Source organism: Mucilaginibacter sp. UYNi724, from assembly GCF_054057495.1.
Genome location: NZ_JBSRZI010000002.1, coordinates 488,513 through 512,323, shown reverse-complemented (window position 1 = coordinate 512,323; position 23,811 = coordinate 488,513). Strand labels below are relative to the sequence as shown.

Annotated in this window: 20 protein-coding genes and 1 tRNA gene; 10 read left to right on the top strand and 11 right to left on the bottom strand. The window is 44.4% G+C overall.

All coding sequences use genetic code 11. The features are described 5' to 3' along the window. Positions 1-3: 3 nt before the first annotated feature. Positions 4-708, bottom strand: coding sequence for a 3'-5' exonuclease (locus ACVW0P_RS05205; protein WP_457131135.1), 705 nt, complete (start codon positions 706-708; stop codon positions 4-6). Positions 709-717: 9 nt separating this feature from the next. Continuing rightward, entirely contained in the window at positions 718-3,087 is a 2,370-nt protein-coding gene (gene pbpC / locus ACVW0P_RS05200) for a penicillin-binding protein 1C (RefSeq protein ID WP_457131134.1), read from the bottom strand. Between the two features lie 33 nt (positions 3,088-3,120). On the opposite strand from pbpC, the gene ACVW0P_RS05195 reads away from it, so the two are divergent. From ACVW0P_RS05195 to ACVW0P_RS05185, 3 genes are read left to right on the top strand one after another with little or no spacing between them, the layout of a single operon-like run. Beyond that, entirely contained in the window at positions 3,121-3,849 is a 729-nt protein-coding gene (locus tag ACVW0P_RS05195; protein WP_457131133.1) for a glycosyltransferase family 2 protein, read from the top strand. Between the two features lie 2 nt (positions 3,850-3,851). Continuing rightward, positions 3,852-4,562, top strand: coding sequence for a tRNA1(Val) (adenine(37)-N6)-methyltransferase (locus tag ACVW0P_RS05190; RefSeq protein WP_457131132.1), 711 nt, complete (start codon positions 3,852-3,854; stop codon positions 4,560-4,562). A 49-nt stretch (positions 4,563-4,611) separates the two neighbouring features. Beyond that, positions 4,612-5,106 (top strand): metallophosphoesterase family protein, encoded by a 495-nt coding sequence (locus ACVW0P_RS05185; RefSeq protein WP_354430588.1) that lies wholly within the window; start codon positions 4,612-4,614, stop codon positions 5,104-5,106. Between the two features lie 4 nt (positions 5,107-5,110). Here the strand turns inward: ACVW0P_RS05185 and rnhA are convergent, their stop codons facing one another. Then, complete coding sequence (gene rnhA / locus ACVW0P_RS05180) at positions 5,111-5,578, bottom strand: ribonuclease HI (RefSeq protein WP_457131131.1); 468 nt, start codon at positions 5,576-5,578, stop codon at positions 5,111-5,113. Positions 5,579-5,699: 121 nt separating this feature from the next. Continuing rightward, entirely contained in the window at positions 5,700-7,793 is a 2,094-nt protein-coding gene (locus tag ACVW0P_RS05175; protein ID WP_457131130.1) for a heavy metal translocating P-type ATPase, read from the bottom strand. A gap of 107 nt (positions 7,794-7,900) precedes the next feature. On the opposite strand from ACVW0P_RS05175, the gene ACVW0P_RS05170 reads away from it, so the two are divergent. Next, positions 7,901-7,974 (top strand) — tRNA-His (locus ACVW0P_RS05170). A 90-nt stretch (positions 7,975-8,064) separates the two neighbouring features. Here the strand turns inward: ACVW0P_RS05170 and ACVW0P_RS05165 are convergent. After that, entirely contained in the window at positions 8,065-8,631 is a 567-nt protein-coding gene (locus ACVW0P_RS05165) for a cupin domain-containing protein (RefSeq protein WP_457131129.1), read from the bottom strand. A gap of 300 nt (positions 8,632-8,931) precedes the next feature. On the opposite strand from ACVW0P_RS05165, the gene ACVW0P_RS05160 reads away from it, so the two are divergent. Next, entirely contained in the window at positions 8,932-10,026 is a 1,095-nt protein-coding gene (locus tag ACVW0P_RS05160) for an MBL fold metallo-hydrolase (protein ID WP_457131128.1), read from the top strand. Position 10,027: 1 nt separating this feature from the next. On the opposite strand, the gene ACVW0P_RS05155 is transcribed toward ACVW0P_RS05160, so the two are convergent. Both ACVW0P_RS05155 and ACVW0P_RS05150 read right to left on the bottom strand, forming a co-directional pair. Next, positions 10,028-11,212 carry a metallophosphoesterase gene (locus ACVW0P_RS05155; RefSeq protein ID WP_457131127.1) on the bottom strand — a complete coding sequence of 395 codons (1,185 nt, stop codon included), beginning with the start codon at positions 11,210-11,212 and terminating at the stop codon, positions 10,028-10,030. 306 nt (positions 11,213-11,518) lie between these two features. Next, positions 11,519-11,887 (bottom strand): hypothetical protein, encoded by a 369-nt coding sequence (locus ACVW0P_RS05150; protein ID WP_457131126.1) that lies wholly within the window; start codon positions 11,885-11,887, stop codon positions 11,519-11,521. 110 nt (positions 11,888-11,997) lie between these two features. On the opposite strand from ACVW0P_RS05150, the gene ACVW0P_RS05145 reads away from it, so the two are divergent. Then, complete coding sequence (locus ACVW0P_RS05145; RefSeq protein WP_354430581.1) at positions 11,998-12,339, top strand: RNA recognition motif domain-containing protein; 342 nt, start codon at positions 11,998-12,000, stop codon at positions 12,337-12,339. A gap of 89 nt (positions 12,340-12,428) precedes the next feature. Next, positions 12,429-13,277, top strand: a complete 849-nt coding sequence (locus ACVW0P_RS05140) for a phosphatase PAP2 family protein (protein ID WP_457131125.1) — start codon at positions 12,429-12,431, stop codon at positions 13,275-13,277. A 22-nt stretch (positions 13,278-13,299) separates the two neighbouring features. On the opposite strand, the gene ACVW0P_RS05135 is transcribed toward ACVW0P_RS05140, so the two are convergent. From ACVW0P_RS05135 to ACVW0P_RS05125, 3 genes are all read right to left on the bottom strand, one after another. Next, positions 13,300-14,430: a hypothetical protein gene (locus ACVW0P_RS05135; protein WP_457131124.1), complete on the bottom strand. Its 1,131-nt coding sequence runs from the start codon at positions 14,428-14,430 to the stop codon at positions 13,300-13,302. Between the two features lie 21 nt (positions 14,431-14,451). Further along, entirely contained in the window at positions 14,452-15,561 is a 1,110-nt protein-coding gene (locus tag ACVW0P_RS05130) for an SPFH domain-containing protein (RefSeq protein WP_457131123.1), read from the bottom strand. 123 nt (positions 15,562-15,684) lie between these two features. Next, positions 15,685-16,596 (bottom strand): AraC family transcriptional regulator, encoded by a 912-nt coding sequence (locus ACVW0P_RS05125; RefSeq protein ID WP_457131122.1) that lies wholly within the window; start codon positions 16,594-16,596, stop codon positions 15,685-15,687. 146 nt (positions 16,597-16,742) lie between these two features. Between ACVW0P_RS05125 and ACVW0P_RS05120 the strand changes: the two genes are divergently transcribed. From ACVW0P_RS05120 to ACVW0P_RS05110, 3 genes are read left to right on the top strand one after another with little or no spacing between them, the layout of a single operon-like run. Next, entirely contained in the window at positions 16,743-19,736 is a 2,994-nt protein-coding gene (locus ACVW0P_RS05120) for a glycosyl hydrolase (protein WP_457131121.1), read from the top strand. Between the two features lie 8 nt (positions 19,737-19,744). Next, positions 19,745-21,172, top strand: coding sequence for an arabinose isomerase (locus ACVW0P_RS05115; protein WP_457131120.1), 1,428 nt, complete (start codon positions 19,745-19,747; stop codon positions 21,170-21,172). A 37-nt stretch (positions 21,173-21,209) separates the two neighbouring features. Beyond that, positions 21,210-22,235 carry a GntR family transcriptional regulator gene (locus tag ACVW0P_RS05110; protein WP_457131119.1) on the top strand — a complete coding sequence of 342 codons (1,026 nt, stop codon included), beginning with the start codon at positions 21,210-21,212 and terminating at the stop codon, positions 22,233-22,235. Between the two features lie 2 nt (positions 22,236-22,237). Here ACVW0P_RS05110 and ACVW0P_RS05105 read toward each other — a convergent pair whose 3' ends face one another. Continuing rightward, positions 22,238-23,743 (bottom strand): family 43 glycosylhydrolase, encoded by a 1,506-nt coding sequence (locus ACVW0P_RS05105; protein WP_457131118.1) that lies wholly within the window; start codon positions 23,741-23,743, stop codon positions 22,238-22,240. Positions 23,744-23,811 lie beyond the last annotated feature (68 nt).

Genomic DNA, 23,811 nt, shown 5'->3' with positions numbered 1-23,811 from the left:
TAATTAAACTATAGTGATACAATCTTCCGTTATCAGATCTTCGCCCCGGTACCTGCGGATGAGTTGCGCGGTGGCAACCACATCTTTTTGGCAATAGGTGCAAATGCGCGGTAGGTCGTCATCTACCCAGTAAATGTGGCCAACCTGGCTGCCATCAATATCGTCTTTAGGTGTGGGTATGTTAAATATCGCGGTTAGCAAACTCAGCGAGGTGTAGTTTTTATAATCGCCGAATTTCCAAAGCTCCATGGTATCCAGGTGAGGAATCTCCCAAGGCTTTTTGCCCTGAATCTGTAAATGCGGCGGGAACTGCACGCCATTGACCAGCATGCGACGGCAAATGTACGGCAGGTCGAATTCCTTGCCATTATGTGCGCAAAGGATCATGCTTAGCGGCTGCCCGGTCAACATCTTGCTAAAATCATCCAATAGTTCCTTCTCATCGTGCCCTGCGAATGATTTTATGCGCAATCCGGGGCGTTTGCCATTGGTAAATATCCCTACCGAGATACAGATGATCTTCCCAAACTCGGCCCAGATGCCTGCGCGTTCGTAAAACTCTTTAGGCGTTTCGTCCTTACGCTGGTATTGCGATTTATGCGCCCAAAGTTCCTGCAGGTTGTCGGGCATATCATCATAGTTGCTGTATTGAGGTACGGTCTCAATATCCAGTACCATCAGGTTGCTCAGGTCGTATTGTTCAAGCATGGTACTAAGTTATTTATTCTTATCCAGTACCTCAAAATTTATTTGCACGGTGTTGCCGTTAGCGTCTACCAAAGTAAGCTTATGCTTGCCCGGCACCGGGTTTAAAGCCATTTGGTGGTAGGCACCGCTTTCGCCGATATACTTATCGTCCAAATGCCAAAAGATCTTGATACCGCTTTGCCTGTGTGCGGCATTGCAAATTAACCTGCCCCGTTTACCATCAGCTTCTAACGGCACGTAAATCTTCGCGCCATCTTTCGGGTAGATCAGTTCCATAGGGTTAGCTTCGGCCTGTTCGCAGCCGGGGGCAAAAGGCGGCAGGGTGTGGTACTGGTAGTTTTTGGTTTTGTAATAATACTCCATGGATGGCGGCAGCACAAACCAGCTTTTGTTGAGCATATTATCCGGCGAAGTGCAGTTACCCGTCACCTGAAATTTTTGATCGGCAGATAAGTGAACCAATTTATGCCACGGGCAAACAGGCGCTTTTAAACCGCTCTTAGGTACTAATTGCTCAACCGGGTGTTCACAATTTGGCCCCGCGCGGTAACCGCTTTCTTTACATACGTTTATCTTTACCATTTCGCCGGTGGGAGTATCAAACCACTCTCGTGCGGCAGGCAGCAGGCGGAAAATATCAAATAGCACCGGCGCGGCGGTATGGATGCCCGTTAAACCCGGTCTGCCTTCGCCGTCGGTATTGCCTACCCAAACACCAACCACATATTTTGGGGTGATGCCAATTGCCCATCCATCCCTGAAACCGAAACTTGTACCCGTTTTCCATGCGATGCGCTGGGTAGAGCTAAACTGCTGCCAAAGCATTTCTTCGCCGGGGCGCATCACTTCTTCCATGGCTTGCAGGGTATAAAATATGGAGCCGGCATCCAGCAATCCGTTTTTTTCTGCTTTTCGTTTTTCTGTTGGCGATAGGGCATAAACCGGGGCATGGTAATCGTCAGGGTCGTACCTGGCTGTTTTATTGTAATGGTTAAGTATCCTCGCCATATCCGCGTAAGCGCCCGTAAGTTCCCAAAGGGTGTTTTCGCCGCCACCCAATATCAGGGATAGGCCATAATGGTCAGCAGGTTGGTTTAGCGTGCTGATGCCAACTTTTTTCAACTTGTCATAAAAACGTTCATACTTATATTGCTGCAGCATTTTTACTGCCGGTATATTCAGCGAGCGGGAGAGTGCATTAGATGCGGGCACCGCACCATCATAGCCCAAGTCGAAGTTCTCGGGGTGATAACCTGCAATTTGCGTAGGCACATCCGGGATGAGGCTATTGGGTAGTATCAACCCATCGTGCAGCATGCTGGCATACAGTAAAGGCTTTAATGTACTCCCCGGACTGCGCGGGGCATCCACAACATCCACATCACTTTCCATTTCAGGGTTTTCGCGGTGCGATATATTGCCCAGGTAGGCCAGCGTTGCGCCGGTCTCTACATCAAGCACTACAGCGGCTATATTGTTAATGTCATTAGCTTTTAAAACCTGGTGATGCTTTTCCAGTATATCGGCAACCTGTTCCTGTAAATTGCTTTTGAGGGTCGTTTTTAGGCGTGTTAAAGCCTGTTTGTTGCTTTTAAAATCAGCTTTAAAACGTTGCAGTAAGTGCGGGGCCATTTGGGGCAGGGCCATAGGCTTTTCGGGCACGGGTTCAAATTTGGCAAGCGATGCCGTGGTGCTGTCTATGATGCCCTGTTGGAAAAGTTTATCGAGCAGGGTATTCCGTTTGCGTAATAAAAACAACCTGTTTTTACCTGGGTGTACCAATGAGGGGGAGTTGGGTAATACCGCCAACGCAGCCATCTCTCCCCAGGAGAGCTTATCTGGCCCGCGGCCAAAGTACCGCCACGATGCGGCGTCTAAGCCTATAACATTACTGCCAAAAGGGGCGTTGCTGGCATATAGCGCCATGATCTCTTTTTTACTATAGGTAATTTCCAGTCGCATGGCCCTAAAGATCTCGCCAAGTTTGTTCCATACGGTGCGGTTATTTCTTGTACTCAGGCGGATCACCTGCATGGTTAACGTGCTGCCGCCGCTGGTTACCCTCTTAGCTTTAATATTTTGTTTTATGGCGCGTCCAAACGCCAGCGGATCGAACCCCCGGTGGTTGTTAAACCTTTTATCCTCAAAAGCGATAATACACTTACTAAATTTTTCGGGCACATCAGCGTTATAAGGAAATCGCCATTGTCCGTCAGTAGCGATGGAGGCGCCAAGTAATTGCCCCTGGTCGTCGTCGATAACAAAGGAGGTGGGGCTGCTAAATAACGGCTTGGGTAAACAAAGTGCAAACCATAGCAGCAAAGCAAATAAAATAGCCATTAATATCAGTACTTTTGGCTTTTTGAGGCTTTGCTTCATTCGCGATAGCATTAATTTGGCATTTTATAATCCATGATGAAAATAGGTAAATTATCAATAATTATCCCGGCTTATAACGAGGGCGGCACCATCCACCTCATTTTGAACAAGATAAAAGCTGTGGAGCTGGTTGATAACATCCAAAAAGAGATCATTATTGTGGATGATTGCTCTACCGATAATACGGAACAAGCTGTTGCCGGTTACCAGGCCCAACATCACGATATCGACATTAAATACCTTAAACACCCGGTAAACAGGGGTAAAGGTGCGGCATTGCACACGGGCATCGCGCAAGCAACGGGCGATTACACCATTATACAAGATGCCGATCTGGAGTACGATCCATCGGAATATAACGACCTGCTGAAACCTATTTGCAACGGCTTTGCCGATGTGGTTTATGGATCGCGCTTTATGGGTAGCAATCCACACAGAATTTTGTTTTTTTGGCACACCATAGGTAACCGCTGGTTAACTTTCTTATCAAACATGATGAGTAACCTTAACCTTACCGACATGGAAACTTGCTATAAGGTGTTCGATACCAAGTTGATACAGTCTATTAAATTAGAGGAGCAGCGCTTTGGTTTTGAGCCGGAGGTAACTATTAAGATCTCCCGCATCCCCCGCATCCGTATCTACGAAGTGGGGATCTCCTATTACGGCCGTACTTACGAGGATGGCAAGAAAATAGGGTGGAAGGATGGCGTGCGCGCTATTTACTGCATCCTGAAATATGGTTTATTTAAAACCAGGTAAGAGTGAGTATCTTCAAATTCAAACAATTTGATGTTGACCAAACCGGTTGCGCCATGAAGGTGAACACCGACGGCGTGTTGCTTGGCGCCCTGGCACATGTCCATAATCCACAAAGCATTGTTGATATTGGAACCGGCACCGGCGTAATTTCCCTGATGCTGGCACAACGGTTTGAAACCGCTAAAATTGATGCGGTAGAAATTGATCAGGACGCCGCTAAAATAGCCGGCGAGAATTTTAATAACTCCAAATTTAACAGCAGGTTATCTGCTCATTTAAACTCGTTCGAAGATTTTTTTGAAGGACATAAGGGGTTTAAATTTGACCTTATCGTATCAAACCCGCCGTTCTTTTTAGATTCGCTGATATCGGCAAATGATAAAAAAAGCCTGGCACGGCACACAGGTATTGCGTTTTTTGAAAGAATGCTAAAATACACCGCCAAATATTTAACAGATCCCGGCACTTGCCAGTTAATTCTGCCTTTGGATACAGTTGCGCTGATCAAAAAGTTATTGCCAACTTACCAGTTATACTTGCAAAAAATTATTTCAATAAAATCTTTTATTCATTCTGATCCGCATAGGGAAATAATAACTTTTGGTAAAGAGCAAAAGGACCTGTTACAGGAAGAGTTGTTTATTTATGATGATCCAAAAGTTTACGCAAAACAGTATCAATATTTATTAAAGGATTTTTTAACAATATTTTAAATCTAATCCCGATGGCAATCGTGACGTACATTTTAAATCCTCAAGTTGCATGACCCGCATAGGCCTAATATCAGATACCCACGGTTACCTTGACGATGCCGTTTTTAAGCATTTCGAAAACTGCGACGAGATCTGGCATGCCGGTGATTTTGGGGATATTGAACTTGCTGATAAACTAGCGGCCTTTAAACCGCTTAAAGGCGTTTATGGTAACATCGACGGAAAAGACATTCGCCAGGTGTACCCCGAGCACTTGCGTTTTATGTGCGAAAAGGTGGATGTTTGGATGACACATATAGGGGGCTATCCCGACAGATATGCACCCAATGTAAAGAGTGAAATATACACTAAGCCTCCGGGGTTATTTATCAGCGGGCACTCGCATATTTTAAAAGTTATTTTTGACAAAAAGATAAATTGCCTGCATATAAACCCGGGTGCAGCGGGTAAACAAGGATGGCACAAGGTGCGTACCTTAGTAAGATTTAGCGTTAATGGCAATAAAATAGAAGCATTGGAAGTGATTGAATTAAACGGACGATAATATATTACGCGCCCGCTTTGGCAGATTCCATTTCAAATACCGAATCTATCTGCAGGTCTTTTTGTTTGCCGGCGGCTACGGCTAACTGGTCGCAGCGCTCGTTTTCGGGGTGGCCGTTGTGGCCGCGCACCCAAACAAATTTTACCTGGTGCACTTTAGCGATGTTTAGGTACCGCATCCAAAGGTCCTTGTTTTTTTTACCTACAAACCCTTTGGTAACCCAGCCATTTACCCAACGTTTTTCAATCGCGTCAATAACGTATTTGGAATCGGAGAAGATGGTAACATGCTGGTTTGGAGATTTGATAGCTTCCAGCCCGGTGATAACGGCCAGAAGTTCCATACGGTTGTTGGTGGTTTTACGGAAACCGCCAGAAAGCTCCTTATAATGCTGCCCCGAACGCATAATAACCCCATAACCACCCGGACCCGGGTTGCCACTTGACGAACCATCTGTAAAAATTTCTATCATTTGTTAGCTTGTGGTTGATGGTTCATTGATCACAGGAGAACCGATCAGCTTTATAAAAACCCAAAAATATAAAACTTTATGATACCACAACTGAATTGAAGCTACTATGATCTATGAACCATTACCTATCAACTTTTTTTACTTTTAACCGTAACGAGTTACCTATTACGATCACATCAGAGAAAGCCATTGCCAAAGCACCTACCATTGGGTTTAAAAAGCCAAGCGCGGCAACCGGGATAGCTACTATGTTATAAGCGAACGCCCAAAACAGGTTTTGTTTGATGGTAAGTAGAGTATGCCTGCTTATCTGCAAAAACTTCACTACCGATTGCAGATCGGTATTCAGCAAAATCACCTTAGCCGACTGGATAGCTATTTGGCTGGCATCGTTCATAGATACGCCAACGTCTGCCTGGGTTAGGGCAGGGGCATCGTTTATACCGTCGCCTATCATAATGGTTTTACCCTTTTTGCGGTACATGTCAACCACCTTAAGCTTATCATCGGGCAGCATTTCGGCATGTACTTCGGTAATGCCGAGCACTGTCGCTACAGTCAGGCAGCGTGTTTTTTTATCGCCGCTCACCAATACCGGGGTAATACCGTCTTTTTTCAGCTGGGCTATCAAACCTGCGGCATCTGGTTTTAGGGTATCATCAACCGCTATTTGCGCCATGCGCACCTGGTTGCGGTACAAGGTCAAATTAAAGTTATCCAGGGTTTTATGTTTAGCAGTACCCAGGAAATAGTTGTTGCCATCTACATCCTCGGCGCGCATCCCTAAACCTTTTTCTTCCTTAACGGTGCGGAGTATCAGTTTATCTTGTGGTAACGATTGTAGTTCGACCACCATAGATTTAGCAATCGGATGATTAGAACGTTCCTCTATAGCAGTTATTACGCCACGGATGTGCTCCATGGTAAAACCTTCCTCGGGTTTAATGTTATGGATACTGAATTTGCCCGTGGTAAGCGTACCTGTTTTGTCAAATAGCACATATTTGGTATTGGCAACCGCCTCGATGGTATCGCCGCCTTTTATTAAAATACCGTTTTTAGCCGCACGACCTAAACCCACCATTACCGCAGTAGGGGTAGCCAAACCCATAGCGCAAGGGCAGGAGATAACCAGCACTGCTATAGCGTGCATCATAGAGCGTTGCAGGCCGGCATCGGTAGCAAAATAAGTAATAACGAAGGTTGCAAGGGCTATAAGGATCACTACAGGTACAAATATCGAGGCTACCTTGTCACCAAGTTTTTGAACGGGTGGTTTGGCGGCCTGCGCCTTTTTCATCAGGTCGATGATCTGCGACAGCGTACTGTTAGAGCCTACTTTGGTAGCCATAATACGGATGTTACCCTGTTGCAGGATGGTGCCGCCAATTACCTTATCGTATTTGGTTTTAACCACCGGGATGCTCTCGCCGGTTATCATGGCTTCATTTATCAATGCATCGCCGGATATAACTTCGCCATCCACAGGCACTTGGTCGCCTTCGTTAATCAGAAGGGTATCGCCGGATAATACATCTTTAGCGCTTATCACCTCGATACCGCCGTTGATAACCCGGTTGGCATTTACCTGCTGAAATTTCATCAAATCTTTAACAGCTGATGTTGTTTGGTTAACCGAACGTTTCTCCAGCACGTTACCTAACAATACCAATGTGATGATGGTTGCGCAAGTTTCATAGAAAAGATAATGCTCGCCAAGGTTTTGAACGGTGCCCACCAAGCTATATATAAACGCTGAGGTTGAACCTACGAAGATGAGCACATCCATATTGGGTACACCATTTTTTAAGGAACTGTAGGCGCTTCTACCAAAGTGCAGACAGCCAACCGAGAAAACGGGCAGGCATAATATCAACTGTACTACCGGGTTATGCAGAAAATGCCATGGGAACAGCATATGCAGCAGGAGCGGGGTGGTAAAAATGGCGCAGAAAATAAATTTATTCTCCACCTTGTCGTAAAACGGGGTGGGCTGGATGTTCTCTTCATCAACAACTTTAAAGCCGAGGCCCTCAATATCTTTGATGATCTGTGGCAGGATAGATTGATCGGCAGTGCTAAATTTTACCTCTTCGGACGCAAAACTAACTAATACATCCTGCAAGCCTTTCTTTTCCAGTAATTTATGGATACTCATCGCGCAATTATTGCAATGCATCCCGGTAACATTCAACTCCACTAACTGCTCTGACATAGCTACAAATTTAATCTAAGGCCCTGTTAAACAGGTAAGCAGAGTGTAATTTTAAAAAATGCTTTGCAAATTGGGTTTAGATTTCTATTTTTGCAGCCTCCAATACGGTAGATGTAGCTCAGTTGGTTAGAGCATCGGTTTGTGGTACCGAGGGTCGTGGGTTCGAGCCCCATCATTTACCCGGATGCCTCCTGAAGAAATTCAGGAGGCTTTTTTTTGTTTGAAAAGTTTAAAGTAAATGGTGAGGTGGTGGCACCGACCATAGCCAATATCATTCAATTTTTAGCGGCGGTCCTACAATCTGCATTTCGTTATCTGCGAAAAGTTTAGCCAGTTCATCATGATTTGGTTGATGATCTAACCCCGCCAGGGTAACAAAGAAATTTTCCATCTTGCCTGCGGGTTGAAAAGTAACCGTCATCTTACCTTTTTCTGAAACCTGAGTCCACGCATGTGGAACTTTCATCGGCAGGAAAATACTATCACCTGTAGAAAGATGATATTTATCATCACCCACTCTAAAATAGTATTCTCCCTCCAGTACATAAAATATTTCGTCCTGCGCATAATGGATATGCAAAGGCGTCCCTCTGCCTTGCGAAAGACTTGTTTGTTCAAAAACTGCAATATTTCCATCAGTGTCTGTCCCGGATACTTTAACATCCAGTATATTTGCATTAACACCTTTTAGTTTAATATGGCCATGCAGCCTGCCCTCTCCGTTATTGGTTTTAAAACCTTTACCTGTTTTCATATTATTTTGCCTGTCGAAAGATTTTCCAACCAGTGGTATTGCTGCAAGTGTTAGCACATTCGAAATAAAAATTTTCCTTTTCATTTTTGGTACTGAATTAAAGGCTGTAAAACGATTTCTAAATTGAAACGTATATAAAAGTAGATAATACATTAAACAATTGAAAATAAATTAGATATGCTGAACCCGTAAAGCCCTAATTAAAAACTTTTGAGTCAATTTAAGACGTGTTATCGATTTGGCTTTTTCGTGTTCAGGTTTTAAAAGTTGTTTGCTTGATAACATATCTCAAGAAAATTAATCAGTCTTTGCAGGCTAAACCATTCGTATTATCTGTTATCGGGAAATAATCGGCAGGGCTTAACGTTATTAGCCTTTTAATGTATGAAGTATTGGTGTTTGGGGATTTTTACGTTTGTGCTATTGCTGATGGTAAATGCCGGCTGTGGTTTGGTGAAATCGGTAGGTAAAAACCCGCAGGGTGAATCGCTTGCCGGTTTAGACACCTTACCTAATTTCAAAAATGGCGCTTTTGAAAATATAGCCGAACTGTCTGATTCTACCGTAAAGCGCAATAAATTACTGTTGTTATTCCACAACCGTTCTAAAATAACCCGGCCTTCCCATGCACTTCCATGGGTAAAAACCGATCTTAAGGCACTGGCGTCACCTGCGCCAACAATCGTTTGGTTTGGGCATTCGTCTTTGCTAATTAAAACCGGGCAGGGTAACATACTTATTGATCCTATTTTTAATAACCATGCAGGGCCAATACCTGGGGTAGTTAGGGCATTTAAAGGCACCACAAATTACCATGCAGAGGATATGCCGCCAATAGATGTGCTTATAATATCTCATGATCACTACGACCACCTGGATTATAACACCCTAAAAAAATTGAAAAGCCGTATCAAAATGGCGATAGTGCCAAAGGGTGTAGGTGCTGATCTCGTTTATTGGGGGTATGACCCTAAAAAGATTATGGAACTTAATTGGAACCAATCGGTAACGTTGCCCAATGGCCTTAAAGTAACCGCTACACCGGCGCAGCATCGTAGTAACCGCACTTATACTAAAGCAAATAAAACACTTTGGGCATCTTATGTAATACAGGCAGATTGCTACAGGTTATTTTACAGTGGCGACAGTGGTTATGGGCCACTATTTAAACAAATTGGGGAGCAATATGGCCCCTTCGATATGGCGCTACTTGAATGTGGCCAGTACAGCCCCAATTGGCCATGGGCACATTTGCCGCTTGGGCAAGCTGCCCAGGCAGCTGTTGACCTGCGGGCAGGTTTACTACAACCTATTCACTGGGCAAAGTTTGAGGCATCTGACCATGCCTGGAACGCACCTATAAAAAAACTGTTACCAGCTGCCGATAAATTAGGCATACAAGTAAATGTGCCGCGTATTGGGGAGCCGTATACCTTGGGTGACCCGCCAAAGAGGGCCGTTTGGTGGGATTTCTTATAAATTACGCCAACCTGCGTTTAAGCGTAATTACAGCTATTTCGGGCCACATGCCTATGCGGCCTTTAAGGCCTAAAAAACCAAACCCGCGGTTTACATAAAGGTATTTTCCGGCTTGTTCATAAAGCCCGGCCCATTGCTTATACACATATTTGATCGGGCTCCATTTAAAGCCAAACAATTCGATGCCGAATTGCATTCCGTGGGTATGGCCCGCAAGTGTTAAGTGGATATGTTTGTGATGGCCCAGTGTTACCGCGTCCCAGTGAGAGGGATCATGCGACATTAGGATGTTAAAGCTGTCCGGGCTTAGTCCGGCTGCTGCCTTTTCCAGGTCGCCATATTTATGAAAACCGCCTTTGCCCCAGTTTTCTACGCCGATAAGGCAAATGTGCTGCCCGTCTTTTTTAATACTGATGGCCTGGTTTAGCAATAATTTAAATCCAATATCGCCATGCACCTGTTTTAAGCGGACAAGATTGTTTTGCTTCGCAGTTTCGCTTTCCCATTGCACGTAGTCGCCGTAATCATGATTGCCTAATACTGAAAATTTGCCATAGGTAGACTTAAGCTTAGCAAATACCGAAATCCAGCGGTCCATTTCAGAAGCTTTGTTATTAACCAGATCGCCTGTAAATAAGATAAGGTCGCTGGCTTGGTCATTAACCATATCAACACCCTTTTGTACGCCTGCATCGCTGCTAAAGCTACCTGAATGAATATCCGAGAGCTGCGTTATTGTAAACCCATCAAAAGCCTCCGGCAGATCGGCGAAATATAGTATTTCGCGGCGTACACGATAAAAATGCCGGCCACGCGTAATGCCAAATAATACAACCAGCAATATAACTGCTGCAAACACTGCAGTAAGCTGGCTCACCCATATTGCGCGCGGCGGGAAGCCCCTAAAAAGGCGAATAAGGTCTTCGATAAGTAATACCGGGAGCGAGAACAGGCGGGGCACAAAAGTTAATAACATAAATGCCATAAGACCGGTTATGATTACTTGGGCGATTTTACCGCCGCGTGGCAATAACATTATCAATACCACTCCGAATAAAAGAATGATGTCTATAGAACGATAAGCCAGGTGGATGACCGGATTTGCAGTAATTGTTTTTACAACCTGGAAAAAGTAAATGTCGGTGAATAACCAAAGTAATAGGATAAGAGGAAGCCGTTTTGCCATAAGATGATGACGAACATCCAAACCAAACATTTTAATAGAAAAAAATTAATGAGAATTGAATGACATTAGCCTGGAATTATGCCGTTCCTGGAAGTACGTTTTTCATTTAGGATAATCTGAAATGTAAAGGCTATAACATCGGTTATAATTCGAAGGGAAATAAGTTGTAATTACACACCAAAAAATTAATAGATATCTACTTACGTAAGCCCGAAAAAATGGATGCCTAACTAAATAAAGAGACTTTATTTAGTTAGGCATTAAATTATTAAGAACTTTTAGTAACATCATGGCTCATAAGATTATTTACCGCAACCTCATGTCATCCGCCACGATCCTTTCTATCATTTGGCTATGCGATGGGCTGTCGTCGCTTGCGTTAACGTCTATGGCGCCGTAGTTGTTCAGGGCATCTGCCGCTTCTTGAGCTTCGCGGGTGGAGTTGGCATGCACAGTCAAGATAGATCCGTTTCGCCCCAACGATGCAAAATGCTTTGCCCGGTTGTCATCATCTACCAGTTGGCTAAAAAAATCACCTATACGGTTCTGGTCGTCCTGCTTATCGCCATGCGTGTGGATGTCTACATTTTCGCCTGTAAACCCATTTGCTAATAAGTATGAGCTTACCTCTTCGGCAAGTTCGGCTTTTTCAAAGATCCCTACTACTGTTATCATAGCTATTAAATAAATATCTTACTATAATTGTTTTAGCCATCTGCATGTAACAATTACCCGTATGTTTTTGTTAAATAACAAGAATAGTTAATATTGCGTTGTATTTACTTATGACAAAGATCTTCGTCGGCGGGTTTCCGCTTGATATTACCGAAATGGAACTGGTGCAGCTAATAAGCTGGCATGGTGCTGTGAGCACCATAAAAATTGTACGCGATAAAAAAACGCGCGTTTGCAAAGGATATGCCTTTGTAGAAATGGAAGACCGCATAAGTGCCGAAAATGCGGTAATTGCTTTAGATGGTACTATGTTTCAAGGCCGCGAACTTACTTTAAATATTACCGAAGACCAGCCCGTAAAGAAAACGCCAAGCCCAAGGCCATACTCAAAACCAGCTGCATCGGCTGATACACCCGACCGGCCTAAACGCCCCCGCAGGTTGTCATCTTAAACTTAATAATCCGTCAAAACATAAATAGTATTTTCCCGTTCAGTGTTAACCGTTGTTAAAGAACGGTTTAATATTATAATATCTCCCTGTTGAAAAAAGCACTCTACATTGTTTTGCTGTTTATTTGTTTTAACGCGACTGCGCAAACCGTACCTACCGATACGGTTAGGAAGGTGATCATTGTTGATACCCTTAAAAAAGATCTTTTTACCGCGCCAGATACTGTAAAACATTTGCGCAGTAAAACCGCGGCATTGATACCGCCTGCTATATTGGTTGGCTATGGCTTAAGCTCTCTCGCCCTTAAACCCCTGCAACGATTCGACCGATATATTTACAAGGAAGCTAACGAGCATAATTTTTCTACCAAGAAGCACTACGAAGATTATTTTCAGTACGCGCCCGTAGTAATAGTTTATGCCGTTAACCTGGTTGGCGTTCATGGCAAAAATACCTTTGTAGATCGTACGCTTATTTACGTAATGGCGCAGGGGATGATGAACCTTGCTGTTTTCGGATTAAAAAACGCGACCCACCGCCTTAGGCCAAACGGCAGCAATAATTACTCGTTCCCATCGGGCCATACCTCAAACTCGTTTTTAGGTGCCGAGTTTATGGCGCAGGAGCTTAATGAGAAATCTGTTTATTACGGTATCATCGGGTATACCTTTGCCACTACCACGGGGTTATTCCGTATTTACCACCAAAATCATTGGTTTAGCGATGTTGTGGCAGGTGCAGGTTTCGGTATCTTGTCTACCAAGGCGGCATATTTACTGTACCCATACATCCGTAACCGCCTTTTTAAAGCCGGGCGGTATAAAGAGCAAAACCGCGATGTGCCTTATGAGTTAAAAAAAGAAAAGAAAAGCAGTTCGATATTACTGCCGTCTTACCAGGATGGCGTATTGGGTTTACAATTTGCCATGCAGTTTTAACTACTTTATAACTACCGCCCGACTATTGAGGATTTGTGTTTACGCTTTGAAAATAAATTACCGCTGCGATTATTACCGCTATAGCAAATAAAATAGCCAGCGCTATTTTAATGTAGCTTAAAGGCCGCTGACCAATAACTTCGCCCGTGCTGGCATTTACTGTAAACTGGTAAACTTTATTGTTGTAATTGTAAGCGCTTACCCATACCGGCAGCATAATGTATTTAATGGCTTTATCGTTGTATTGGGTAGTGGTGTCATTTATCCGCTGCTCATCGCCGCCAATATCCCTCCGGATGGTATCTTCAATTTCGGCAACAGTTTGTTCCTCTGCTTTTAAAAATCCTTTCTCTGGGTCCAATTGGTAGGTTTCTGACCGGAAGCCGCTGGTATAGCGTTCGTCAAATTTTACCAGGTTGCTAAATTTCCAGGGCTCAAGCTTTACCAGCGTTACTTCGGGCAATGATGTACTTGCCGGGACTATAAGATCCTCAAATTTACAATGCACCCTCCCGGATGCGTCGCTCCAGCGGGTGTGGCGTACTTGGCGGGTTTTGGTTTGCGTTTGCCCGTTAACTGTTTCAGTATAACTTTCGGTTGTATAATAATAATCGCCGCGTTCGCCTGTATAATCGGTAAGGGTATTGGTATCGTACGCCCAATGGGGCAGGTAAACACCGTTTAGTACAGATGAACTGTTGCTTACTTTTTTAGCCAGGTCGTTTGGTGCCCACCATAGACCGGCCAGCCATTTGTTAAAAAATGCTGCACCCTGTTGTTTGGTAACCTCAAACGGTAAAATATAATGCGGCGGCACGTATTGTAAACCGCTTTCCAGGTTTAAAACCAATGGTGATGCGCAGAACGGGCATTTATCTGACGTTACAAAAGAATCGAGCACCGTACGCGACCCGCAGTTATTACAGTCTACAACCTTATGGCTATCAAGCTGCTTACTTGCATCAATGCCGGCAATATAATCCTCATAGTCAAACGATCTAATTACCGCTTCCTCTTGCTGTTCTATGGGGTTGTTTTCGCCGCAGTAATCGCATTGCAGGTTATTAGTGCCGGGTACAAAGTGCAGTAACGCACCGCAGCCCTTGCACTTTAGCTCATTGCTAATTTCCGACGGCTTTGTAAGGTCGCTCATGTAATAAGGTTTCGGTATAGGTTATGCTATTGGTGGCGGCTCGTTATCAAAAAAGCCGGTAAGGTCGGCAACGCTACCAGCAGCTGCCCACCCGGCCATTCCTTTTTTCCAAACCATAGTATCTTTAGTTATCGCGTTAGCAGTTATCATTTTATCGATGTCGCTTAACGTATGCGGCCCGTCAGATTTTCCATCCTTAACAACATGGTATTGTGCCGGGGGGATAGGAGGGGCAGCTTCGGCCGCGTCGGCATTAGGGTCAAACTGGGTTGGTTTAAACACGTTGCCCACTTGTCCCATCATGGCGGCACCAACGCCAAGGCCCATACCTGCCGCACCCAAATTGCCGCCAATAGAGTTTTCTGCCGATTTTTCAATCGCGTTAGCAGCCTGAAACTGCGCGTAAGCGCCAAGGTTTCCAATAATGCCCATTTCACTCCGCTTATCAAGCACTTGCTCGACCTCTGGCGGTAGCGAGATATTCTCTACCAATAACTTAGTCAGGTTTAATCCCATTTCAATAAAATCGGGCTGGATGCTATCTGAGATCAGCTGGCCCATTTCGTCGTAATTGGCAGCAAGGTCAAGGATCGATATTTTTGATTGCGCTACAGCATCCATACCGCGTGCCACAATCAGGTTGCGCAGCTGCTCATTAATATTTTCAACAATAAATTGCGGGTTGGTGGCTGCTATCTCTGTCAGGAACTGTTTAGCATCATGTACCCTAAAGTTAAACGAACCGAACGCACGTAACCTTACGGGGCCAAACTCGGCATCGCGGATCATAACCGGGTTTTTGGTGCCCCATTTTTGGTTGGTGAACTGGCGGGTGCTTACAAAATAAACATCAGCCTTAAACGGGCTGTTGAAACCATATTTCCAGCTATTTAAGGTGGTGAGTATGGGCATATTTTGGGTTTGCAACTCGTATAAGCCCGGAGTAAAAACATCTGCAATGCGTCCTTCGTTCATAAAAACAGCTACTTGCGATTCGCGCACCGTAAGCTTGGCGCCCATTTTAATGGCGTTATCATTGCGCGGAAATTTCCAAACCAGCGTATCCTGGGTGTTATCAACCCATTCAATTACATCAATAAATTCGTTCAGCAGTCTACTAAATAGGCCCATATACTTAAGGTTATGTTTGATTATAAATATGATGAAAAATTAGCTACCTAACCAAATTTTCGCTCTCAATTAGTTTTTAACAGCGGGTTAAAAGTTCCATAATGTTCGCGGTTTAGATTATCATCAAACCAAATTGTTACTGCGCTTCCTGTATTCGGTGGGCTGCAGGCCGGTCTTTTCCTTAAAGATCTTGGAGAAATAAAAACTCGAATCGAAATTCAGATCGATTGAGATCTCCTTAACCGGGGTATGGCCATTGCTTAATAACTCCTTCGCGCGTTCAATTTTTAACTGTAAATAATATTGGCCCGGCGATAGGCCCGTGTAATTTTTAAACAGCTTCCTAAACCTCGAATATCCCACATTTAATTCTTTAGCGGCTTGCTCTGCCGAGTATGCATTGCTGATGTTGGAGCGGAAAAGTAACCGGGCTTTATCAATTATAACTTCTTCTTCTTTATTTTCTGTCGCGCTTTGTTTTATTGCCGCATGGCAAATACCTACCAAGTGCATCACCGCGCCCGAAATGAGGGGTTGATAGCCGGGTTTTTCTTTCTTTGTCTCGGCTATGATGTTGTTATAAATATTTAGTACACTCTCGTTAAAACCAATATAGAGGCAGGGACTACCGGGTTTGAGGTAACCGGATGTAACCAGGTTATCTATCACGGGGCCTTTTATACCCACCCAATACTCATCCCAGCCGGTTTGGCTGTCGGGTTTGTAGCGGTGCTTTTCGTTTGGGAATAACACCATAACGGTACCTGCCTTAATGTCGGTTTCCCCAAAACTTTCCGATTCAAAAACCCCCTGCCCGTTAGTGATATAAACAAGCTGGTACTCTTGCAATACCCGCCAGTTGTTCCAGCTAAAATTATGGTGAGCCGGGTGGTCTTTTAAAGGATACGCGTTTGATGCGCCCACATGTGTACAGCCGGCGTTTAGCACCGTTAGGCCCCAGCGCTCGTCTTCTTTACTAACCGGTAGATATTTGTAGTAGTTGATCATGGCTTCAGTCCCGAAAAATAGCAACAAAAAATTAAATATGGTTTTACACCGCGGGCTTGCAAGTCAAAATATACATTTTATTTATCAAATAGTCCATTTTATAGTAAACGCTAATCGGGTAGTTTTGAATAACCAGTTATGCGCACCAGCCAATGGGTGTTCACCAAATACCAATGATTTACAGGAAAACTATTTTGCCCGTATTGCTCCTGATGCTTTTTAGTGTTTTTGCTAACGCGCAAATGGCTAAAATGAAAGCGTCGTTTGCACATCCCGGCGATGCTTATAAGCCCGGCGTTTACTGGTATTTTATGGATGGCAATATGTCGGCCGAAACCATTACCAAAGACTTGGAGTCGATGAAAAAAGCGGGGATAGGTAACCTGGTTTTTTTGGAAGTTAATGTAGGCGTACCGCGCGGCCCAGTTGAGTTTTTAAGTGACAAGTGGACCTCTCTTTTTGTACATGCTGAGCATGAAGCCCGCCGTTTAGGTATCGAGATCACTTTGGGCATTGGCCCGGGATGGACGGGTAGCGGAGGCCCCTGGGTTAAAGGCAATCAATCGATGAAGCATTTGGTGTCGAGCCAGGTTGTGGTTTCTGCAGGCGATAAGAATATTGTACTGCCTGTACCTAAACCTAAAAAGCCATTTTTCGGCGAGGACAACCTGACCGGCGAATTTAAAAAACAATGGCTGGATTATTACGAGGATGTGGCGGTTTTAGCTTTTCAAACTACAGATAAAAATAATGGAATTGCTGAATTGGATGAGAAGGCATTGTACGTGCGTGCGCCATATAGTTCGGCGGTTGTTAAACCATATTTGTCAGCCCCCTCTAATAATGCAGATAAAAGCACTGCCATCGCCAAAAATAAGATCATTGACCTTACGGGTAAAATGCGTGCCGATGGTACACTGAACTGGTTGCCACCTGCTGGCAAATGGATAGTGATGCGTTTTGGCAGCCGCAATAATGGTGCTATTACCCGCCCTGCGCCTGTGCCAGGCTTGGGTTTCGAAGCTGATAAGTTTGATACTACAGCACTAAACGCGCACCTTGAAAACTATATAGGCAAGCTGCTAAAAAAAATAGGTAAGGTAAATAAAAACCAACCCGGAGGTTTAAAACGCCTGCACATGGACAGTTGGGAAATGGGCGCACAAAACTGGACAGCCAACTTCCGTAAAGAGTTTATAAAACGACGCGGCTATGATCCGTTAAAATATTACCCTGTTTACTCGGGCATTATTGTGGGTAGCCCGGAGGAGAGCGAACGTTTTTTATGGGACTTAAGGCAAACCTCGCAGGAAGTAATCCTGGCGAACCATGCCGGCCATGTAAAGGCATACGCCAAACGCCACGGCCTTGGTTTATCCATAGAACCGTATGACATGAACCCTACTGCCGACCTTGAATTAGGTAGCGTAGCCGATGTGCCCATGGGCGAGTTTTGGAGCAAAGGCTTTGGCTTTAACTCCACCTACAGTGTTATAGAGGCTACATCCATTGGGCATGTTATGGGCAGATCCCTTGTGCCTGCCGAGGCTTTTACCGCGCAGGACAATGAAGGCTGGAAACAGTACCCCGGCTCCATGAAAAACCAGGGCGACTGGGCGTTTGCAACAGGTATCAACCGTTTTGTTTATCACACATTTCAAAACCAGTTCCTGGCAGATTCCCTTAGACCAGGCGCGACAATGGGCCCTTATGGCGTCCATTGGGACCGCAGCCAAACGTGGTGGCCAATGGTTGGCGGCTACCATGATTATATTACCCGTTGCCAATACATTTTGCAGCAGGGCCGCACGGTAGCCGATATCCTTTATTTAACACCAGAAGGTTCGCCACACGTGTTTGTACCACCATCTTCAGCCATATTGGGCGATACCATAGGCGATAGGCGGGGCTTTAACTTTGATGGTTGCTCGCCGGGCCAGTTGATGGAGGCTACGGTAGTAAATAATAATATTGTTTTTCCATCTGGAGCAATTTACAAAGTATTGGTGCTGCCGGTATATGAAGCCATGACACCTCAGCTGCTTACCAAAATTGGCAACCTTTTAAAACTGGGCGCAACGGTTGTGGGCAGCCCGCCGTTGCGCTCGCCAAGTTTGGCTGGTTATCCGCTGTGCGATAGCAAGGTGGAGGCTTTAAGTAAACAGATCTGGGGCTCTATTGCTAAACCAACTAAAGAAATGCGTCGCCAATATGGCAAGGGCACGCTGTTTTGGAGCGGTGCGTTGAGCGAGAATATCGACCATTTATATCCAACTTATGATGCTGTTGCCAAAATCCTGAAAGCTAAAAAAGTTAAGGAAGATTTTTTATCCGATGGCCCGATTAGGTACACCCATCGCACCGCTGCAAATTGGGATATTTACTTTTTAAGCAACAAAACAGATGGGCAGGTTAGCTTCACCGGGCAATTCAGAACTATAAAAGGTTCGCCGGAATTGTGGGATGCCATATCCGGTAAAATAAAAAGGATTAAAGCATTTAAAACTGCTAAAGGTATAACACTTGTCCCCTTACAATTAGGCGCTTATGAAAGCTGCTTCGTGGTGTTTTCGGCAAACAATAAATGGAAAGCCTCGGGCTTATCTAACACAACTATTCAAAAGACGTTAGCAAATTTAACCGGCCCGTGGGACGTAAATTTTGATCCTAAATGGGGTGGCCCTGCGCATATCGTTTTTGACACCCTTGCCGATTGGACAAAAAGCCAGGTAGATGGCATTAAATATTATTCGGGTATAGCAAGTTATTACAAGAAATTTGATGTATCGGTTGTTGGTTCATCGCCGGTTTATCTTGATCTGGGTAAAGTTAATAACCTTGCCCGCGTTATCTTGAATGGTAAAGACCTTGGCGTGGTATGGACAGCACCATGGCGGATAGATATATCATCGTCCCTAAAACAAAAAAATAACGTACTGAAGATTGAAGTCGCCAACCTTTGGCCAAACAGGCTGATAGGCGATGAGTCAAAACCATACGACGGCATTGTAGATGATAATTGGCCGGAGTGGTTGCTTAAAGGCCAACCACGCACCAGCGGGCGGTACACATTTACCACCACACAACAGTATAGCGGTAAATCGCCATTGTTACCGTCGGGATTGATGGGGCCGGTTACCATAGTTCAGGAAATCAAAAGCAAATAGGATATCGCATGAAACAAACTGAAGCCAAAGTAGGCTTATTTGGCATAGGGTTGCAAGCATATTGGGAACAATTTGCAGGGTTACAGGAACGCTTAACAGGCTATGTAAATGCGGTAGCCAAAAGCATGGAAGCCTTTGATGCCGACATTGTAAACCTTGGATTGATAGACACCCCGGAGAAAGCCTTTGAAGCAGGCGATGCCTTTAAACGCGAAGATGTTGATATCATATTTTTGTATGTAACTACCTACGCATTATCATCCACCGTGTTGCCGGTGGTTCGTAAGGCAGGTGTGCCGGTTATTGTATTGAACCTTTCGCCGGAAGCCGGCATCGACTATAAAAGCTTTAACGCTTTAACAGACCGTACCGTTATGACGGGCGAGTGGCTGGCGCATTGCTCATCATGCTCAGTGCCCGAGATAGCCAATGTTTTTAATCGCAGTAGCATACCGTTCCATCAAATAACAGGTATGCTGCAAAACGACCCGCAGGTTTGGAACGAGGCAAAGGAATGGATAGATGCTGCTAAAGTAGCCCGCATAATGTATTATAACCGCTTAGGCCTAATGGGCAACTACTACGGTGGTATGATGGATATTTATACCGACCAAACGCTGCAATGCGCAACCTTTGGCGGCCACATGGAAGTAATAGAAGTGGATGAACTATCAGCATTGCGGGATACGATTACGGATGATGAAATTGAAGCTAAACTCGCAGAGATCGCAAATGAATTTGATGTTCAGGCTGATTGCCCGGGTGAAGAACTTAACCGGGCCGCGCTAACTGCCGTAGCTTTAGATAAATTGGTAAATAAGCATCAACTTGGTTCGCTCGCATACTATCACAAAGGGACGGGTAATGTTAATGAGGATACCATTTCATCCATTATTCTTGGTAATTCGTTACTAACGGGCAGGAACATCCCGGTAGCGGGCGAGTACGAGATCAAAAATGCCCAGGCCATGAAAATAATGGACAGCTTTGGAGCCGGAGGTTCTTTTACCGAGTACTACGCCATGGATTTTAATGATGATGTAGTGCTGATGGGGCACGATGGCCCTTGCCACCCGCGCATAGCCGAAGGCAAAATAAAAGTAAAGCCCTTGCAAGTATATCATGGCAAGGTGGGTAGTGGGTTATCGGTAGAAATGTCGGTACAGCACGGGCCGGTTACCTTGCTGTCTGTTGTAGAAACCGGGGACGGGCGGCTGAAACTATTAGTTGCCGAGGGAGAATCTGTAGCGGGCGAGATCCTGGAAATAGGCAATACCAATAGCCGTTATAAATTCCCGTTAGGTGCACGTTATTTTGTGGAGGCCTGGAACGCGCAGGGGCCCGCGCATCATTGTGCTATCGGTAGGGGGCATATCGCTTCAAAAATTAAAAAACTGGGCCACATATTAAAGATAGATACGGTTAAGGTTTGCTAACAGGCCTTTATAATTTTAGCTTAGCGTAAGTTTATACATGAAGAATTTTCTTAAAATATTAAAGATTGATGAATACTCGTTAACGCCTTATTACAGGCAGTTATGCAACTGTATTTTGCAGGGGATAAATGAAAAACTGATTGATGAGAACGATATCCTGCCTTCTATTAATGATCTGAGCATCGCGCTTGATATTTCAAGGAATATTGTAACCAAGTCTTATAATACACTGAAAAAGAGTGGTATTATAAGTTCTGTGCATGGCAAGGGGTATTATGTTTCAAACGTAAACTTGGACAGGCCGGTAAAGGTGCTGCTATTGTTCAATAAACTTAGCAGCCACAAAAAACTCATGTACGATGCCTTTGCCGAAGCGCTTGGAAATCAAGCTTCCATCGATTTTTACATCTATAACAATAGTTTTAATTTTTTCAAAAAGATCCTGTTAGAGAAGCAGGACAGCTACGATAAGGTTGTTGTTGTGCCCCATTTTATAGATAAGATCGACAATGCCCACGAGGTGATCAACCAGATCCCCAAAGATAAATTGATATTGCTTGGTAAACTGGTTGAAGGTGTCGAGGGTGATTTTGGTGCGGTGTACGAAGATTTTGAGAATGATATATTTAACGCGCTGGAGGAATTGCTCCCTCAAATAAAACGCTATCACTCATGTACCATTGTCTTTCCAAAAAATAGTTATTTCCCGGTTGATATACTTATAGGTTTCCTTAGCTTTTGTAAACAATATAATTGCGAATACGATATCCTATCAGACATGAGCAATCAAAAGATCCGTAAAGATACGCTCTATATTACCCTTACCGAGGATGACCTTGTTGCCGTGATAAATCTATTGCTGCAACAAAACTTAAAGTTGAAAGAGGATGTTGGCCTGATCTCTTATAATGAAACCCCACTCAAAAAGTTTATATTGAACGGCATCACCACCATATCTACTGATTTTGAATTTATGGGTAAACATGCTGCCCAGTTGGTATTAAATAGTACCCACACCCATATTAAAGTGCCGTTCAATACCATTATCAGGGAATCGATATAGCTTTAATTGGTAACAAACGTTTGGAACTTTAATGTTCGGTTTGGTTCAGTTTTGAATATTTTGCCGCGATCAGTACTTATTGATTCGCTACCGCCCGGATAAGGCGTGATATCGCTGTAAGCAAAGCCATAGCACCCTTTAGTGGCAGCAGATTTAAGAACGAACACGTAATGGCCGCCTTTTGCAATCCGAAGATTAGGTTTTAGACTTATGTGCTTTGCCGACCAGCCAATTTTCTCTGCCGGGATGTTTTCCGTAAATAAAGCTTTGCCTACAGGTTGTTTTAAACCGTTTGCCCTGTAAACTTCCACCATCAATGATGCATCCGGATAGTTGTTTTTGAAAACGGTTATATTCAATGTGCTTAGTTTTCCAGATCGTTTAGCTGTAAAAGATTGTGCGCGTGCTGTGTCCCCGGCAATATCACCTTTGATGCTGTAGTGGGTTTGGGCAGACCGTGCTTTTGGCATTTTATACGCCTCGAAACATTTAAGCGGGTTAATGCTACCATCGGCCGCGAAAGTTAGTGGCGCCCAGTAAAAATTGGCAAGTGCTTCGTTCTTGGCGGCATTGTTCCAAAGGTCGCTGCCATAAAGGTAAACGGTTTCCGAATTAATTTTAATGGTCGATACAAATGAAGGCTGCCCGCCGCAAGAATTATCGCTGATCTTGGTAGCCTTTGACCATGGGCCGAGCGGTGAATTAGCCGTTCGATAGGATGTACCCGTTCCCGAACAATACCCGCAGTTAGGGTCAGAATAAACTACGTAGTAAACACCTTTGCGTTTAAATAGGCCGGGGGCTTCTGTTTCGCCCTCGGTGATGCCTTTTACAAATTCGCCAGTACCCGTTAGGTAATCGGGGCTCAATTTTTCTATCACGATGGTCCCTTTTGTGCGCCAGTCGGTAAAGGCCAGGTATGCCGTGCCGTCATCATCAATAAAGGTATCATGGTCGCCGTTGTTCAGGCCTGCAACGGGCATGTCGCTGTTTACGGATAAATGTGGTTCTGCAACTTCATTAAAAGGGCCTACAGGTGTTTTAGCGGTGAACACGCGGTAACCAACCTGGTTATCATAAACGTTTATCCACAGCACGTATAATTTGGTTTTTTCATTGTAGATAACATGCGGGCGAAAGCAGCCATACGTTTTGCCATCGCAACGCGTTTGCCAAACGGGGGTGGTGGCATCGAAGAGATAGCCACGGTCTGCCCAGTTATTCATATCTTTTGAAGAATACACCTTAAACCCGCAAAACGGCGCGCCCTTGTTACCCCATTGAAAACCGCAATCATAACTGGTGCCATATAAATAGTAGGTATCGCCAAAGTAGGCTATCTCACCATCATGCGCATCCACAGCGTTACCAACGGTACTAAAGCGCGTTATCTGGCCGCCGTTTTTATTAAAATTTTTGATTTGCGACAGCGCTATATTAGTACTGCCTAAAAATGCAAATACAGCTATGGCAAAGCCGATGAGTTGTTTTAAGGAAAAATGCTTCATGGTTGGTCCTTTGGGTTTACCCGTAACATTGGTTTATAAAACAAACCTACTTAAAAGCAATTTTTTAA

Excerpts from the sequence above, each read along its gene's own strand:
- ACVW0P_RS05150 (WP_457131126.1), bottom strand. The coding sequence starts at position 11,887 with ATGATAACAGTAGTAGGGATCTTTGAAAAAGCCGAACTTGCCGAAGAG.
- ACVW0P_RS05195 (WP_457131133.1), top strand. The coding sequence starts at position 3,121 with ATGATGAAAATAGGTAAATTATCAATAATTATCCCGGCTTATAACGAG.
- ACVW0P_RS05205 (WP_457131135.1), bottom strand. The coding sequence starts at position 708 with ATGCTTGAACAATACGACCTGAGCAACCTGATGGTACTGGATATTGAG.
- ACVW0P_RS05120 (WP_457131121.1), top strand. The coding sequence starts at position 16,743 with ATGATTTACAGGAAAACTATTTTGCCCGTATTGCTCCTGATGCTTTTT.
- ACVW0P_RS05135 (WP_457131124.1), bottom strand. The coding sequence starts at position 14,430 with ATGAGCGACCTTACAAAGCCGTCGGAAATTAGCAATGAGCTAAAGTGC.
- ACVW0P_RS05110 (WP_457131119.1), top strand. The coding sequence starts at position 21,210 with ATGAAGAATTTTCTTAAAATATTAAAGATTGATGAATACTCGTTAACG.
- ACVW0P_RS05145 (WP_354430581.1), top strand. The coding sequence starts at position 11,998 with ATGACAAAGATCTTCGTCGGCGGGTTTCCGCTTGATATTACCGAAATG.
- ACVW0P_RS05105 (WP_457131118.1), bottom strand. The coding sequence starts at position 23,743 with ATGAAGCATTTTTCCTTAAAACAACTCATCGGCTTTGCCATAGCTGTA.
- ACVW0P_RS05155 (WP_457131127.1), bottom strand. The coding sequence starts at position 11,212 with ATGGCAAAACGGCTTCCTCTTATCCTATTACTTTGGTTATTCACCGAC.
- ACVW0P_RS05130 (WP_457131123.1), bottom strand. The coding sequence starts at position 15,561 with ATGGGCCTATTTAGTAGACTGCTGAACGAATTTATTGATGTAATTGAA.
- ACVW0P_RS05175 (WP_457131130.1), bottom strand. The coding sequence starts at position 7,793 with ATGTCAGAGCAGTTAGTGGAGTTGAATGTTACCGGGATGCATTGCAAT.
- ACVW0P_RS05115 (WP_457131120.1), top strand. The coding sequence starts at position 19,745 with ATGAAACAAACTGAAGCCAAAGTAGGCTTATTTGGCATAGGGTTGCAA.
- pbpC (WP_457131134.1), bottom strand. The coding sequence starts at position 3,087 with ATGAAGCAAAGCCTCAAAAAGCCAAAAGTACTGATATTAATGGCTATT.
- rnhA (WP_457131131.1), bottom strand. The coding sequence starts at position 5,578 with ATGATAGAAATTTTTACAGATGGTTCGTCAAGTGGCAACCCGGGTCCG.
- ACVW0P_RS05165 (WP_457131129.1), bottom strand. The coding sequence starts at position 8,631 with ATGAAAAGGAAAATTTTTATTTCGAATGTGCTAACACTTGCAGCAATA.
- ACVW0P_RS05185 (WP_354430588.1), top strand. The coding sequence starts at position 4,612 with ATGACCCGCATAGGCCTAATATCAGATACCCACGGTTACCTTGACGAT.
- ACVW0P_RS05160 (WP_457131128.1), top strand. The coding sequence starts at position 8,932 with ATGAAGTATTGGTGTTTGGGGATTTTTACGTTTGTGCTATTGCTGATG.